Annotated in this window: 15 protein-coding genes; 5 read left to right on the forward strand and 10 right to left on the reverse strand. The window is 58.3% G+C overall.

Annotated features, from left to right (window positions below; all coding sequences use genetic code 11):
- Window positions 1-67 precede the first annotated feature (67 nt).
- On the forward strand, window positions 68-961 hold the full coding sequence (locus ACYCZ5_RS02820) for a DUF3025 domain-containing protein (protein ID WP_461543244.1): 894 nt from the start codon (window positions 68-70) through the stop codon (window positions 959-961).
- Here ACYCZ5_RS02820 and hpnE read toward each other — a convergent pair.
- From hpnE to dapC, 9 genes are read right to left on the reverse strand one after another with little or no spacing between them, the layout of a single operon-like run.
- Entirely contained in the window at window positions 871-2,172 is a 1,302-nt protein-coding gene (hpnE, locus tag ACYCZ5_RS02825) for a hydroxysqualene dehydroxylase HpnE (protein WP_461543361.1), read from the reverse strand. The genes ACYCZ5_RS02820 and hpnE overlap by 91 nt on opposite strands.
- On the reverse strand, window positions 2,157-2,990 hold the full coding sequence (gene hpnD / locus ACYCZ5_RS02830; protein WP_461543245.1) for a presqualene diphosphate synthase HpnD: 834 nt from the start codon (window positions 2,988-2,990) through the stop codon (window positions 2,157-2,159). Before hpnD ends, hpnE begins: the two co-directional genes overlap by 16 nt.
- A 6-nt stretch (window positions 2,991-2,996) precedes the next feature.
- Window positions 2,997-3,806, reverse strand: a complete 810-nt coding sequence (gene hpnC, locus ACYCZ5_RS02835) for a squalene synthase HpnC (RefSeq protein WP_461543246.1) — start codon at window positions 3,804-3,806, stop codon at window positions 2,997-2,999.
- Window positions 3,806-4,711, reverse strand: coding sequence for a 50S ribosomal protein L3 N(5)-glutamine methyltransferase (gene prmB / locus ACYCZ5_RS02840; RefSeq protein WP_461543247.1), 906 nt, complete (start codon window positions 4,709-4,711; stop codon window positions 3,806-3,808). Before prmB ends, hpnC begins: the two co-directional genes overlap by 1 nt.
- Window positions 4,712-4,723: 12 nt before the next feature.
- Window positions 4,724-5,860, reverse strand: coding sequence for a succinyl-diaminopimelate desuccinylase (gene dapE / locus ACYCZ5_RS02845; protein WP_461543362.1), 1,137 nt, complete (start codon window positions 5,858-5,860; stop codon window positions 4,724-4,726).
- The gene (locus ACYCZ5_RS02850) at window positions 5,854-6,201 is read right to left on the reverse strand and encodes a Spx/MgsR family RNA polymerase-binding regulatory protein (RefSeq protein ID WP_461543248.1); all 348 of its coding nucleotides are present in this window, start codon (window positions 6,199-6,201) and stop codon (window positions 5,854-5,856) included. The genes dapE and ACYCZ5_RS02850 overlap by 7 nt, the downstream gene beginning before the upstream one ends.
- On the reverse strand, window positions 6,201-7,379 hold the full coding sequence (locus ACYCZ5_RS02855) for a PilT/PilU family type 4a pilus ATPase (protein WP_461543249.1): 1,179 nt from the start codon (window positions 7,377-7,379) through the stop codon (window positions 6,201-6,203). The genes ACYCZ5_RS02850 and ACYCZ5_RS02855 overlap by 1 nt, the downstream gene beginning before the upstream one ends.
- Before the next feature lie 25 nt (window positions 7,380-7,404).
- Window positions 7,405-8,226, reverse strand: a complete 822-nt coding sequence (dapD, locus tag ACYCZ5_RS02860) for a 2,3,4,5-tetrahydropyridine-2,6-dicarboxylate N-succinyltransferase (RefSeq protein WP_461543250.1) — start codon at window positions 8,224-8,226, stop codon at window positions 7,405-7,407.
- 8 nt (window positions 8,227-8,234) lie between these two features.
- Complete coding sequence (gene dapC / locus ACYCZ5_RS02865; protein ID WP_461543251.1) at window positions 8,235-9,428, reverse strand: succinyldiaminopimelate transaminase; 1,194 nt, start codon at window positions 9,426-9,428, stop codon at window positions 8,235-8,237.
- Between the two features lie 324 nt (window positions 9,429-9,752).
- On the opposite strand from dapC, the gene ACYCZ5_RS02870 reads away from it, so the two are divergent.
- The 4 genes from ACYCZ5_RS02870 to ACYCZ5_RS02885 all read left to right on the forward strand — a co-directional run bounded on the left by ACYCZ5_RS02870 (window position 9,753) and on the right by ACYCZ5_RS02885 (window position 13,572).
- A complete protein-coding gene (locus ACYCZ5_RS02870) occupies window positions 9,753-10,301 on the forward strand; it encodes a DUF302 domain-containing protein (protein WP_461543252.1) in 549 nt (182 codons plus the stop codon).
- 51 nt (window positions 10,302-10,352) lie between these two features.
- The gene (locus ACYCZ5_RS02875; protein WP_461543253.1) at window positions 10,353-11,924 is read left to right on the forward strand and encodes a tetrathionate reductase family octaheme c-type cytochrome; all 1,572 of its coding nucleotides are present in this window, start codon (window positions 10,353-10,355) and stop codon (window positions 11,922-11,924) included.
- Window positions 11,925-11,928: 4 nt separating this feature from the next.
- Window positions 11,929-12,531, forward strand: a complete 603-nt coding sequence (locus tag ACYCZ5_RS02880; protein ID WP_461543254.1) for a cytochrome b/b6 domain-containing protein — start codon at window positions 11,929-11,931, stop codon at window positions 12,529-12,531.
- Window positions 12,532-12,690: 159 nt separating this feature from the next.
- Window positions 12,691-13,572 carry a DMT family transporter gene (locus ACYCZ5_RS02885; RefSeq protein WP_461543255.1) on the forward strand — a complete coding sequence of 294 codons (882 nt, stop codon included), beginning with the start codon at window positions 12,691-12,693 and terminating at the stop codon, window positions 13,570-13,572.
- 23 nt (window positions 13,573-13,595) lie between these two features.
- On the opposite strand, the gene ACYCZ5_RS02890 is transcribed toward ACYCZ5_RS02885, so the two are convergent.
- The gene (locus ACYCZ5_RS02890) at window positions 13,596-14,645 is read right to left on the reverse strand and encodes a class I fructose-bisphosphate aldolase (RefSeq protein WP_461543256.1); all 1,050 of its coding nucleotides are present in this window, start codon (window positions 14,643-14,645) and stop codon (window positions 13,596-13,598) included.
- Window positions 14,646-14,658 lie beyond the last annotated feature (13 nt).

Here is a 14,658-nt window from a genome sequence, read left to right on the forward strand (position 1 = left end):
TTGCGCGCAACTTATCACATGACGCCCGCCCTGTCTTGAGTCCTGTGCTTGCGTTAGACTTCACACCATGAAAATCGACCATCCATGGCAACGTGAATGTTTGCTGGCATCGCTCCCATTTCTTCCCTTGCATGCGCATCTCGCAAGGTTGCCAGCTGAGAATTTTCCCACGCTGTCGGACTACAACGCACTGCTGCCGGGCGGGGAAGGAGCGATATGTGTCAGAAATGGGAAGCCGCTGCGCTTCGTGGCGCAGGACCACGGCAAATTGCCATTCGAAGCCCGCTACGAACCGCGTTGCTATTTGCAGGGCGAAGTGCAGACCCGCGAGGAGAATTGGCACGATCTGTTCAATGCCCTGGTCTGGTTCGCCTTCCCGGCTGCCAAGCGTGCTATCAATGCCCGCCATTACGCGGCGTTGACCTCGGGCCGAGATACAGCAGGGCGCAGCGAACGCGGTGCGATACGCGACATGAACACCCTGTTCGATGAATCGGGCGTGGTCGTGCCTTATGCGGATGACAGCATGGCCGAGCTGTTGCGCGGTTTTTCCTGGAATCAATTGTTCTGGCAGAGACGGTCCGAGATAGGCCGCAGCATGGATTTCTATCTGTTCGGTCACGGCCTGTATGAAAAAGTGCTCAACCCCTACATCGGTCTGACTGGACAAGGATTGTTGCTGAAAGTTGAGCGCGACTTCTTCGATCTGCCGCTGCCGCAGCGCCTGCAAAAGCTGGATGACTTGATCGCCCGCTATCTGGACGATCCGGGTCATTGCATGACGACACATGAACTGACGCCCGTGCCGCTGCTCGGCATACCGGGTTGGACGGCAGAGAATACGCAGGAAACTTACTACGACAACACGGATTATTTCCGCCCCGGCAGGCAGCGACGCGCGCAATGCACGCCGCTCAATACCGCGCCTTCGAGTGTCGCCGGATATTCTCCCGCCGTGTAGTCTCCTGCCAGCAACAGGCGGGGCAGGGCGGTCTGTTGTGCAGGACGTTGCAGGTTTGGCGCACAACAGAAGGTGGCGCGCTTCTCGGCGATGACCTTGCTCCAAAGCGGTACTTCAGGGATGCCGAACTCCTCGCGTAACTCCACGGCCACTTTCTCGGCCAGTGCATCCTGATCCAGTTGCTGATGGATGCCTTCCGCGCTGATCACGGCAGCCAGTAGCCCGTGCTGCCCGGCGATGCTGCCCTTGTCGAACAACCACTGGCTGAAGCGCTGGTGCAGGCCGATCATGGGATGAGGTAACCGCACTTGCGCGGGATATTGCAGATACACGGTATAGATAGGCTGTTGTTCCAGCGCGGCGATCTGCCGTACCGTATCCGCCAGTTCTGGCAGGGGGCGCAAAAGTCTTTCGGCCGCAGCAGGCATTGCGGCGCAGATCACATGGCTGAAATGTTGTGTACCTTGTGCGGTCTGCAGTGCGATACCGTCGCTGTCCGGAATGATCGCATCCACCCCACAGGAAAGTTGCACCTGGCCGCCATGCCGCTCTATGAAGGCTGCGGCGCGCTGCGGAAACAGTGCGCTGAAGTCGACGCGAGGCAGCAGCATATCGCTATCGGCACGCGCGCGGTTCAGCGCATCGCGCAATACGTTGAGCAGAACCTGCGCCGAAGCCTTGCTGATCGGGGTGTTCAAAGCGGCAATGGTCAGCGGCTCCCAGAACTTCAGCGTCAGGCCGGCATCTTGGCCGTGCTGCTTGAGCAATTCGGCAACCGTCATATCTTGAGGTAAGCGGAAGCCCATGGCGCGCAAGGCGAGCATGAAGCGGGCAGCCTTGATCCTTTCGCGCCAGCTCAGTCCTTTTGCATTGAGCAGTGCGAACAGCAGATGCAGCGGGGCGGGCAGACGGGGGGCGCGCAATTCAAGATGCTGATGCAGGTCCAGCTGCAAAGGCAGGCGCAGGAAATCGCGTTCGATATCGCCGCCGACCAGCTCGATCAGGCGCAGGGTCTCGCGGTAACAACCGAGTAAAAGATGCTGGCCGTTGTCGAGTTGCGTGTCGTGGTAAGCGACACCCCGCGCCCGCCCGCCCAGTTGTTTGGCGCTCTCGAACACGGTAACAGGAATACCGGCGTCAGCGAGTTCGGCTGCAGCAGCCATACCGGCATAACCGCCGCCGATGATGCCGACCTTCAATTCTGCAGCCATGCCTTGATGGCGAGCCACAGCTTGTAGGCCGGCCCCAGCGAGACGCGTTCTCTCAAGACGTGGCAGCCGCTGCGTTCGACCTCGTCCAGCACGGCGCGGTAGATGGCAGCCATGATCAGTCCGGCGCGCTGTGCCTTGCGGTCGGCAGGTGGCAGGTGGTCGAATGCCTGCTGGTAGTAACGGCGTGCCCGTTCGATCTGGAACGCCATCAGTTTCTGGAAGTTGTCAGTCTCGCGCGCATTGAGGATGTCGGCGGCGGTCACACCGAACTGTTGCATCTCGTCCATCGGCAGATAGATGCGGTTGCGGCGGGCGTCTTCACCCACGTCGCGGATGATGTTGGTGAGCTGGAAGGCGATGCCGAGGTCGTGCGCATATTTCAGTGTCTCGCGGTCCGTGTAACCGAAGATCTCGGCCGACAGCAGACCGACCACGGATGCGACGCGGTAGCAATACAACTGCAGCGATTTGAAATCAGCATAGCGCGGCTGGTCGAGGTCCATCTCCATGCCGTCGATGATCTCCAGCAGGTGTTCTTGCGGCAACTGGTAGCGCGTGACGACCGGCACCAGTGCCTGACATACCGGATGGGTGGGTTTGCCGGCATAGATCGCCGCCACTTCGTTGCGCCACCAGTTGAGCGTGGTGCGCGCGACGTTGGCATCCGAACATTCGTCCACCACGTCGTCCACTTCGCGGCAATAGGCGTACAGCACCGTCATGGCCTCGCGCCGCTCCCGGCTCAGGATGCGGAAGCTGCTGGTGAAACTTGAGCCACTCTGCTTGACCTTGTCCAGACAGTATTCGTAGGGATTCATTGCGCTTCAGAAGGGGGCTGATTTGGCCAGCATGATAACCCAGTCATGCGGCTTCAAAACCGGGCGGTGATTGAATACGTCGTAGTCGGCGGCTTCGATCTTGGCGAGGATGCGCAGCCCGCCCTGGATGATCATGCGCATCTCCAGCCCGATGCGTCCGGTGAGGATGCTCCCAAGCGGTTTGCCGGAAAGCATCAGCGCCCGTGCGCGGTCCACTTCGAACTTCATCAAGGCGCGCCAGTGGTCGTCGCAGCGCCCCTCGGCAATCTGTGCTTCGCTCACGCCGAAGCGGGCGAGGTCATCCTGCGGCAGGTAGACGCGACCGATCGCCCAGTCTTGGGCCACGTCCTGCCAGAAGTTGATGAGTTGCAGCGCGCTGCAGATTGCATCGGAGTAGGCGATGTTCACCGGCGTTGCTTCTTCGTACAGATGCAGCAAAAGATTGCCCACCGGGTTGGCTGAACGGCGGCAATAGTCCAGCAGCTCGTCGTAGTTTGCGTAGCGCTTTTTCACCACATCCTGCGAGAAGGCATCGAGCAGGTCGTGCAGTGGCTGTATGGGCAGCGCATGCTCCTGTATCTCGATAGCGAGATGCCTGAACAGCGGCAGCAGCGGTGTCTCACCGTTGGCGATGTGCGTCAGCTCATCACGGAACTCGTCTAGTTGTCGCAGGCGTTCATCATCACTCAGCTCGCCCTCATCGGCGATGTCATCCGCCGCGCGGGCGAAGTGATAGATCGCCGCCACCGGTTTGCGCAGGCGGCGGGGCATGAGAACAGAAGCGACGGGGAAGTTCTCGTAGTGATCTACAGACATCAAGGAAGATCGTTCTTGTGCAACAGGAATACGAATTCACCGCCCGCCGTGACATCCAGCCAGGTGAAGGGCACATCCGGATAGGCGGCTTCCAGCACATCACGGTTGTGTCCGATCTCGACCACCAGTATGCCGTTCTCGGTCAGGTGCTCGCCAGCCTGCTGCAGAATGATGCGTGTGGCATCCAGTCCGTCCGTGCCGCTACCGAGCGCCAGTTCCGGCTCGTGCTTGTATTCCTGCGGCAGTGCGGCGACGGAAGGTGCGTCGACATAGGGCGGGTTGCTGATGATGAGATCGTATTTCCGGCCTTGCAGCTTCTCGAACAGGTCGGATTCGATCAGTTCGATGCGCTCGTCCAGGCCGTAGTCGGTCACGTTGTACTGGGCGACATCCAGTGCGTCCGCAGACAGATCAACCGCGTCGATGATGGCGTGCGGGAAGGCTTCGGCCGCGAGGATGGCCAGACAGCCGCTGCCGGTACACAGATCCAGCACGCTGTTCACCTGCTCGGTATCCTCGATCCAGGGGAACAGGCCTTCCCGCAGGAGTTCTGCGATGAAAGAACGCGGCACGATGACGCGTTCGTCGACATAGAACGAGCGATCACCCAGCCAGGCTTGCTGGGTCAGATAGGCGGCCGGGAGACGCCGGTCGACGCGCTTCTCGATGATGTTGAGCACTTCGTAGATCTCGGACTGTGTCAGTCGCGCATCCATGAACGGTTCCAGCTCTTCGAGCGGCAAGTGCAGCGTGTGCAGGATGAGGTAGGCGGCTTCGTCCTGGGCATTCTCGCTGCCATGGCCGAAGAACAGCTTGGCCTGGTTGAATCGGCTGATGGCGAAGCGGAAGCAGTCGCGCACCGTTCTGAGCGAGGTGCTGGCCTCGGAAAAATGATTGATGTCCATTGCGCAGGTTCCTTATTTAGCCAGCAGTGTGCACAGCGTCAGATAGTAGATCTCGGATAGCGCATCGAGGTCGGCGACCGCCACACATTCGTTGACCTTGTGGATGGTGGCGTTGAGCGGGCCGAGTTCGATCACCTGCGGGCAGATGTCGGCGATGAAGCGGCCGTCCGAAGTGCCGCCGCTGGTGGAGAGTTCGGTATCCAGTCCGGTGACCTGCTTGATGGCGGCAGCCACGGCATCGACCAGATCGCCATGCGGCGTGAGGTAAGGTTTGCCGGAAGAGTTCTCCCACTCCAGGTCATATTCCAGCTTGTGCTTGTCGAGGACGGCGATGAAGCGCGATTTGAGGCTATCCACCGTACTGGCGGTGGAATGGCGGAAGTTGAATACGATCTCTACGGTGCCGGGCACCACGTTGGTGGCGCCGGTGCCGCCCTTGATGTTGGAGACCTGGAACGATGTGGGCGGGAAATATTCGTTGCCTTCGTCCCAGACGGTGGCGGCCAGTTCGGCGATGGCCGGCGAGGCCAGATGGATGGGGTTCTTCACCAGATGCGGGTAGGCAATGTGGCCTTGCACGCCTTTGACGGTCAAGGTGCCGGACAGCGAACCGCGACGGCCATTCTTGATGGTGTCGCCGGTCTTGCTGACAGAGGTCGGCTCGCCCACGATGCAGTAATCGATGCCTTGCTTGCGATCTTTCAAGGTGTCCACCACACGGGTGGTGCCGTCCACCGCGATGCCTTCCTCGTCGGAGGTGAGCAGCAGGGCGATGCTGCCCTTGTGTTGCGGATGCTCGGCGACGAAGCGCTCGGTGGCGGTGATGAAAGCGGCAATGGAACCTTTCATGTCGGAGGTGCCGCGTCCGTACAAGATGCCATCGCGTACAGTCGGTGTGAACGGGTCGCTGTCCCATCGTTCTACCGGGCCGGTCGGCACCACATCGGTATGTCCTGCGAAACAGACAAGCGGAGAGGAATTGCCACGGCGTGCCCACAGATTGTCCACTTCGCTGTGGCGCATCTTCTCCAGATCGAAATCCAGCGGCGCAAGACGTGCACTGATGATGTCCAGACAACCGTCGTCATTGGGGGTCAGGGATTTGCGGGAGATGAGTTGTTTGGTCAGTTCCAGTGTGCTGCTCATAATTTCAATTCTATATATTCTGATTCGTTGAATCCGGTCGCCAGCACCTTGCCGTTCGATTCCAGTACCGGGCGTTTGATGATATTAGGGTGTTGCAACAACAGTGAGAGGGCAGAAGCATCGTCCTTGATGCCATCCTTCACTTCCTGCGGCAGCTTCCCCCAGGTGGGGCCGGTCTTTTTCAGCAACCGTTGCCAGCCTGTTTGTTTCAGCCAGCCGGATAACATTGCCTCAGTCACGCCGTGTTTCTTGAAGTCGTGGAACTCGTAAGTAACACCGCGCGCCGCCAATGCAGCACGGGCTTTCTTCACCGTGTCACAGTTCGGGATGCCGTACAGTTTCATCAGGAATCGGACCCGGGCATTTCGATGTTCAACTTGATACTGTCGAAGCTCGCGGCGCCCGAGCTTGGTGCAGGTGATTGTGATGGCTCTGCCGCAGGATCGAATGCTTTCATCTTGCTGGTCACGGAATAGTCGATCAGCGAAGACAGGTTGCTGGCCGAGTCGGCGTTCTTCAATGCCTCTTCCTTGGTGATCTGTCCCGACTTGAACAGTTTGTACAAGGCCTGTTCGAAGGTCTGCGAGCCGTGCGATACGCTCTGTTCGATAGCTTCGCGGATCTTTTCGATCTGGTCGTTTTTGATCAGGTCGGCGATCAGCGCGGAGTTGAGCAACACCTCCACGGCGGGGACCTGTTTGCCCTGCGCGTTGCGCACCAGACGTTGCGAGATCACCGCGCGCATGCACATCGCCAGGTCGGACAGGATGCTCTGGCGCGCGTCGTACGGGAAGAAGTTCACGATGCGGTTGAGTGCGTGATAGCTGTTGTTGGCGTGCAGGGTGGACAGGCACAGGTGGCCGGTCTGGGCGAAGATCAGCGCGTGTTTCAAAGTGTCGCGGTCGCGGATCTCGCCGATCATCAGCACGTCAGGCGCTTCGCGCATGGCGGAGATCAGCGCCGCGCCGTAGTCTTCCGTATCGGTACCGATCTCGCGCTGGTTCACGATGGACTTGCCGTGATGGAACATGTATTCCAGCGGGTCCTCGATGGTCAGGATATGGCCGCTCTGCGTGCGGTTGCGATGTTCCAGCATGGCGGCCAGCGTGGTGGACTTGCCGGAACCGGTCGCGCCGACCATCAGCACCAGACCGCGCTTCTCCATGATGAGCTCTTTGAGCACCAGTGGCAGGTGCAGATCCTCGATGTTGAGGATGTTGTTGCGCACATAACGGATGACGATGGCGATGCTGCCGCGTTGGCGGAACACGTTGACGCGGAAGTTGCCGATATCAGGAACGCGGAAGGAGAAGTTCATCTCCATATGCAGCTCGAAATCGGAGATCTGCTCCGGCGTCATCATCTCGTAGGCGATCTGTTTGACCTGCTCGTCGGTCAGCTTCTGCTGATTGACCGGCATCAGGACGCCGTTGATCTTGATGTTGATCGGCGCACCGACAGAGAAGAACAAGTCGGATGCCAGTTTGTCTGCAGCCAGTTGCAACAGCGGTGTGACGATCATTGTTCTTCTCCCGGGTGGAGTGGGTTTAGATGCCGCGCAACAGTTCGTTGATGCCGGTCTTGCCCAGCGTCTTGGCATCGACCTTCTTTACGATCACTGCGCAGTAAAGGCTGTGCGAGCCGTCCTTGGAAGGCATGCTGCCGCTGACCACGACGGAACCCGCAGGCACGCGACCGTAGATGATCTCGCCGGTCTCGCGGTCGAGGATCTTGGTGGACTGGCCGATGAACACGCCCATGGAGATGACTGATCCTTCTTCCACGATCACGCCCTCGACCACTTCCGAGCGCGCGCCGATGAAGCAGTTGTCCTCGATGATGGTGGGGTTGGCCTGCACCGGTTCCAGCACGCCGCCGATACCGACGCCGCCGGACAGGTGCACGTTCTTGCCGATCTGTGCGCAGGAACCGACGGTGGCCCAGGTGTCGACCATGGTGCCTTCATCGACATATGCGCCGATGTTGCAGTAGGAAGGCATCAGCACCACGTTCTTGGCGATATACACACCACGGCGCGCGGCGGCCGGCGGTACCACGCGGAAGCCGCCTTCGCGGAATTCCTTGGAGTTGTAGTCGGCGAACTTGGAAGGCACCTTGTCGAAATAGTTGGTGAAACCGCCCTTGATGAAGGCGTTGTCCTCGATGCGGAACGACAACAGCACCGCCTTCTTCAGCCATTGATGGGTGACCCATGCACCGTCGATCTTCTCGGCCACGCGCAGCTTGCCCTGATCCAGATATTCGATGACGGTGTTGATCGCTTCCTTGAGTTGGGCGTCCACATTGCGCGGGGTGATCTCGGCGCGTCGTTCAAAGGCTTCTTCGATGATGGCTTGCAATTGAGGCATGGTTTTTCCTAGTTAAGTTTATTGGTGAATTCGGCGATGCGGTGTACGGCTTCCTGTGTCTCTTCCAGCCCGGCGACCAGCGCCAGACGGATGAAATTCGCGCCGGGATTGATGCCGTGCGCTTCGCGTGCCAGGAAGCTGCCGGGCAACACGGACACATTATAGTCGCGGTAGAGCTGTTGCGCGTAGGCAGTGTCGGCGATGGGCGTGCGTATCCAGAGGTAGAAGCTTGCGTCAGGTTTACTCACCGGCAATACCGGACTGAGTTCTTTGATAGCCAGTTCGAACTTCTCGGTATACAGACGGCGGTTCTCGATCACATGCGCTTCATCATTCCAAGCGGCGATGGTGGCAGCTTGTACCGCGGGATTCATCGCGCAGCCGTGATAGGTGCGATACAGCGCGAACTTTTCCAGTATGGCAGCGTCACCGGCAACGAAGCCGGAGCGCAACCCCGGTACATTGGAGCGCTTGGACAGGCTGGAGAACACCACCAGATTCCTGTAGCTGCCACGTCCCAATTGCTGCGCAGCCTGCAAGGCGCCCAGCGGTTGCTCATCACCAAAATAGATCTCGGAATAGCATTCGTCGGCAGCGATCACGAAACCGTAACGGTCGCTCATCTCGAACAAGGTCTGCCATTCGCTCAGCGGCATCACGCGTCCGTTCGGATTGCCCGGCGAGCAGACGTAGATCAACTGTGTGCGTTGCCAGACATCGTCAGCCAACTGGTTGAAGTTCAGCGCATAGTCGTCTTCAGGCAGTGTATTGATGAAGCAGGGCGTGGCACCGCCCAGCAGGGCTGCCCCTTCATATATCTGGTAGAACGGGTTGGGACAGACCACGACTGGATCTGGCTTGCTGGAGTCGATCACCGATTGCGCGAAAGCGAACAGGGCTTCGCGGCTGCCGTTCACCGGCATTACCTGTGTCTTCATGTCCGGGGCAGGGATGTCGTAGCGCTTGTGTAGCCAGTCGGCGATAGCTTGGCGCAATGCGTCGCTGCCCACCGTTGTGGGGTAATTCGCCAGTCCATCCAGACCTCCGACCAGTGCTTCTTTAATGAAAAGTGGTGTCGTGTGTTTGGGCTCGCCGATGTGCAGGCTGATGGGTTTGAATGATGCATTGGCCTTGACTTCACCAAATAGTTTGGCCAGTTTCTGAAATGGATACGGTTGGAGTTTGTCTAGGTATGGGTTCATCTGCGAGCCGGCATGGTGAGGATATTACGGACTTCAGGATTATATTCGCCACTCGCATGTGCTGCCAAAAATATCGAGCATCCCGCACCACATTCTTTGCGAGCAAACATGTGGAAAGGTCTTGCTGCAGCGTGTCGCAATGTCTGCGTGATATCTTTCCATCAAGATTAATAGTCGCTCTTGGTCAGCTGGAAATCGTTTCGATAACCCCAAAGAATCATATCTGCGCAGATAGTGTAGGCATAGAATGAGCACATTGAAACTGCGCAATGTTCATGGCCTGCGTTCCGGTTGTTACCGCATCATGTCTATCAGGAGAAAGTCATGTTGAAACTGTTCGGGGGGTTTATCGCTGGGGTACTGGCAGTTGCTGTGCTGGCCTATGTTTACATGGGTAGTCTGATGTTCTGGGAAGTCGAAAGTCCGTTCGGGGTCGAGGAAACAGTCGCCCGCATCCAGCAGAACGTGCAGAAAGTCGGCAATGGCTGGGCGTTGTCCGGTTTGCGCAATCCCGGCAAAGCTGTCGAGTCATCAGGTGGCAACGTGTTGCCGGTGATGATGGTCGAGGCATGCAGCACCCAGTATTCCGGCCCCATCCTGAAAGATGACTCGGTACGTTTCCTGTCCATCCTGATGCCCTGCAAGGTCGCCGTGTACAAGAAGAACGACGGCAAGACTTACATAGGCATGATGAATGCCGGGCTGATGGGCAAGATGTTCGGCCCGCTGGTGGGCGATATCATGTCCAAGGTGGCAGAGGACCAGAAGAAGTTCATCGAGTTCGATCCCAGTCAGCCGGCCCCGCCTATGATCAAACCCGCGCCGCCCGGATCCAGTGGAGGGGCGGGAGCAAGCGCCCCCGGAGGCTGCTGAGCGATGTCTACTATCAGAAGCACACTACTCGCGACATGCTGGGCTGCTGTGATGCTGACAGCACTCTCGGCCTTCGCACTTGGCCAACCCGCCGATGCTGATTCGCAGAAAGAAGCGATGTCGAGCAGGGTTTCGACAGCTGACCATAGCAAGTTCCCGGAACTGAACCGCCCATTCAAGACGGGGCCAGAAGTGACACAAGCCTGTCTGATCTGCCATAACGAGGCCGCGAAACAGGTACAGCACACCAAACACTGGACTTGGCAATCGAAAGATCCCAAGACAGGGCAGGTGCGAGGCAAGAAGAACATCATCAACAACTATTGCACGGCGGTCGTCTCCAACGAGAAGGATTGTATGGCTTGCCATGCTGGTTACGGCTGGAAAGACCAGAGTTTCGATTTCTCGGTGCAGAAGAACGTCGACTGTCTGATTTGTCATGACGGTACGGGGACCTATCGAAAACTGCCGGGATATGCAGGGCATCCGGTCTACAAGCGCGTCGAGTTCCCGCATGGTTCCGGCAAGTTCGTCGAAGCGGTCGATCTGCGCAAGGTTGCGCAGACTATCCAGTTGCCGAGTCGTTCCAACTGCGGTTCCTGCCACTTCTTCGGTGGGGGTGCCAATGGTGCAAAACACGGCGACATGGACAGTTCATTGCAGCACCCGGGGCGCTATCTGGACGTGCATATGGACGAAAAAGGGCTGAACTTCAGCTGCACGACGTGTCATGCCACGAAGCGCCACGAGATCACGGGTAGCCGCTACAACGTCGAAGCGGCGCGCACTGGCGAAGCGGCGATGCGCGGCAAGACGGATGCAAATCCGGCTGCCTGTCAGGCCTGTCACAGCAACAAGCCACATCATCAGGCGCGGCTCGATCAGCATACCGACCGTATCGCCTGTCAGACCTGTCACATCCCTGAATTCGCACGCAACGACATCGGCACCGAGCTGAGCTGGGACTGGTCCCAGGCGACCACCATGGGGCCGGACGGCAAACGTATGGTGCGCAAGGACAGTGCCGGACGTCGCGCTTTCGATTCGCAGAAGGGCGAGTGGAAGTGGGAGTCGCATGTCATTCCAGAATACCGCTGGTTCAACGGCACATCGACTTACAAGGTGATCGGCGACAAGATCGACCCGAGCAAGTCGGTGCAACTCAGTGAAGTCGGCGGCGGACCTGACGACCCGGAATCACGCATCTGGCCGACCAAGGTGCATAGAGGCAAACAGCCCTATGACACTGTCAATCTGACGCTGACCGTGCAACATACCGGTGGCGAGGACGCGACGGCACTTTGGCATAACTACGATTGGCAGAAGGCCATCGGTACCGGCATGAAGGCAGCCGGACTGCCTTATAGCGGCAAGTTCGATTTTGTAGAGACCGAATTGACCTGGCCGATCACGCACATGGTCGCGCCCAAGCAGGATGCGCTGAGTTGTGCGCAATGCCACAGTAAGAACGGGAGACTCAAGGATATCGAAGGTATCTATATGCCGGCACGGGACGGCAGTCGCTGGCTGGACATAGTCGGCTGGGCACTGGCGTTGCTGACCTTGATCGGCGTTGTGGTGCACGGTGCGATCCGTGTGGTGAACAGCAGGAAGGCAGGGTGATGAAATGACAGTCGAGAAGATCTACGTATTCAAGAAGTTCGAACGGTTCTGGCACTGGTCGCAGGCCTTGCTCATCATCTTCATGCTGCTCACCGGGTTCGAGGTGCATGGCAGCTATCATCTGTTTGGTTTCGCCGATGCGGTCGGGATGCATACCGTTACAGCATGGACGCTGGTCGGACTCTGGGTATTCGCTATCTTCTGGCATTTCACGACCGGAGAGTGGAAGCAGTACATCCCGACCACCGAGAAGGTCGTGGCCATGATGGCTTTCTACTCGGTGGGGATATTCAAGGGCGCGCCGCATCCTTATCGTCCGACCGTCTTGAAGAAACATAATCCCTTGCAACGGCTTGCCTATCTGGGCGTGTTGCTGTTCATCGGCCCCTTGCTCTGGGTCTCGGGCTGGTGCTACCTATTCTTCGGGGATTGGAAGGCTTGGGGCGTGGATGGCTTGCTGTCGCTGGAGTGGGTCGCGTTCTTCCATACGGCGGGCGCGTTCATGATGCTGGCATTCCTCATCGCGCACATCTATCTGACCACGACCGGACATACCCCCTTGTCCCACATCAAGGCGATGATCACTGGTTGGGAAGAGGTAGATTAAGGCCTTTTTGAGATGTCGCTTTTTATTAATCGGACGTTGGCTTGCGCAGAAAAATACCTGGCTCCTGTACCAAAGAGCGCTATGTGATAATCGACGCAACTGGTTAAGCTGCTTCATTTGAACCTACAGGGCCGGGAAGTGCCAATCAATAGAAATGTCGTGCCAATAACAGGCTTGTTGAGCGGTGCCTTGGTTTGGGGGTTGATCTGGTATCCCTACCGGGTGTTGCAGGACGCTGGGATATCCGGTGCGCTGGCGACGGCGCTGACCTATGGTTTTGCCATGCTATGCGGTGCCTTCATCCTGCCGCGACTCTGGCGGGAACGCAAAACGCTAGGCGGCTGGGCCTTGCTGCTGGTGTTCAGCGCGGGCTGGGCGAATCTGGGTTACGTGCTGGGCATGCTGCATGGCGAGGTGATGCGCGTGCTGTTGCTGTTCTACCTCGCGCCGGTGTGGACCATCCTGTTTTCCTACTGGTTGCTGGGTGAACGACTGGATCGCTATGGCTACGCCATCGTGTTGCTGTCGCTGGGGGGGGCATTGGTCATGCTGTGGAAGCCGGAGGTCGGGCTGCCGTTCCCGCAGAACGTCTCGGAATGGCTGGGTCTGACAGCCGGCATGGGGTTCGCGCTCTCCAATGTCGTCTCTCGCCGTTCCTCCCACCTGTCGGTGGAGGTCAAATCATTCAGCCTTTGGTTGGGCACCTTGGTGTTGAGCCTGCCTTTCCTGTGGTGGCAGGGGGGCATGTCTCAGCAGCTGACGACTGTCTCGGCCGGCTTCTGGGGTTTGTTGCTGTTGATGGGGCTGGTGCTGTGTGCGACCAGCTTCGCCGTGCAATATGGCGTCACACATATCCCCGCCAATCGTGCCGTGGTGCTTTTCCTGTTCGAGCTGGTGGTGGCGGCCTTGGCATCCTGGGTGCTGGCGGATGAGATGATGACAATGCGTGAATGGATAGGTGCAGCACTCATCGTGTCGGCCACGCTGCTTTCCAGCCGTATGTATCAGGCTGAGGAAGCAAGCGTGGCAGCGAAAGCTTGAATGACCGCGCCAATAGCTGAAGCTCAGGCGATGGTCACTTTCTTGTCCAGATAGACATCCTGGATCGCATTCAGCAGAGTCACACCATCTGCCATCGGCTTCTGGAAAGCCTTGCGTCCCGAGATCAGTCCCATGCCGCCACCGCGTTTGTTGATGACCGCTGTTCTCACCGCCTGCGCCAGGTCGTTGTTTCCCGATGAACCACCCGAGTTGATCATGCCGACACGGCCCATGTAGCAGTTCGCCACCTGATAGCGCACCAGATCGATGGGATGGTCGGTGGTGAGGTCGCTGTAGACCTTGGGATGGGTCTTGCCGAATTTGATGGCGTTGTAGCCGCCGTTGTTCTCCGCCATCTTCTGCTTCACGATGTCGGCGTTGATGGTGGCGGCGAGATGGTTGGCCTGTCCGGTGAGGTCGGCCGCGACATGGTAGTCTTTGTCTCCGACCTTGAACGCCGGATTGCGCAGGTAAGCCCACAGGATGGTCGCCATACCCAAGCTGTGCGCATGTTCGAATGCTTCCGAGACTTCCTGTATCTGTCGGCGCGAGTGTTCAGAGCCGTAGAAGATTGTTGCACCCACCGCTACCGCGCCCATATCAAAGGCCTGATCAACGCTGGCGAACAGCGTCTGGTCGAATTCATTGGGGTAGGTGAGCAGTTCGTTATGGTTGATCTTCACGATGAACGGGATCTTGTGCGCATATTTGCGCGCGACCGAACCCAGCACACCCAGTGTGGAAGCCACGCCGTTGCAACCGCCTTCAATGGCCAGTTTGACGATGTTCTCGGGATCGAAATACATGGGGTTGGGCGCGAACGATGCACCGCCGGAGTGTTCCACCCCCTGGTCGACCGGGAGCAATGACAGATAGCCGGTGTTGGCGAGCCTTCCCGTTCCGTACAATGCCTGCAAACTACGCAATACACCGGTCTGGCGATCCTTCATTGCCACCACGCGATCCACATAATCCGGTCCCGGCACATGCAGAGACTCCTTGGGGATGCCTGCACAGCGATGATTCAACAGGGATTCGGCTTCTTCGGCTAACAGCTGCGTGATGTTCGTCATGATTCTTTCTCCT

The sequence above is a fragment of the Sideroxydans sp. genome, assembly GCF_054604835.1.

Coding starts and splice junctions, on each gene's coding strand:
- ACYCZ5_RS02820 (WP_461543244.1), top strand. CDS start 68: ATGAAAATCGACCATCCATGGCAACGTGAATGTTTGCTGGCATCGCTC.
- hpnE (WP_461543361.1), bottom strand. CDS start 2,172: ATGGCTGCAGAATTGAAGGTCGGCATCATCGGCGGCGGTTATGCCGGT.
- hpnD (WP_461543245.1), bottom strand. CDS start 2,990: ATGAATCCCTACGAATACTGTCTGGACAAGGTCAAGCAGAGTGGCTCA.
- hpnC (WP_461543246.1), bottom strand. CDS start 3,806: ATGTCTGTAGATCACTACGAGAACTTCCCCGTCGCTTCTGTTCTCATG.
- prmB (WP_461543247.1), bottom strand. CDS start 4,711: ATGGACATCAATCATTTTTCCGAGGCCAGCACCTCGCTCAGAACGGTG.
- ACYCZ5_RS02850 (WP_461543248.1), bottom strand. CDS start 6,201: ATGAAACTGTACGGCATCCCGAACTGTGACACGGTGAAGAAAGCCCGT.
- ACYCZ5_RS02855 (WP_461543249.1), bottom strand. CDS start 7,379: ATGATCGTCACACCGCTGTTGCAACTGGCTGCAGACAAACTGGCATCC.
- dapD (WP_461543250.1), bottom strand. CDS start 8,226: ATGCCTCAATTGCAAGCCATCATCGAAGAAGCCTTTGAACGACGCGCC.
- dapC (WP_461543251.1), bottom strand. CDS start 9,428: ATGAACCCATACCTAGACAAACTCCAACCGTATCCATTTCAGAAACTG.
- ACYCZ5_RS02870 (WP_461543252.1), top strand. CDS start 9,753: ATGTTGAAACTGTTCGGGGGGTTTATCGCTGGGGTACTGGCAGTTGCT.
- ACYCZ5_RS02875 (WP_461543253.1), top strand. CDS start 10,353: ATGCTGACAGCACTCTCGGCCTTCGCACTTGGCCAACCCGCCGATGCT.
- ACYCZ5_RS02880 (WP_461543254.1), top strand. CDS start 11,929: ATGACAGTCGAGAAGATCTACGTATTCAAGAAGTTCGAACGGTTCTGG.
- ACYCZ5_RS02890 (WP_461543256.1), bottom strand. CDS start 14,645: ATGACGAACATCACGCAGCTGTTAGCCGAAGAAGCCGAATCCCTGTTG.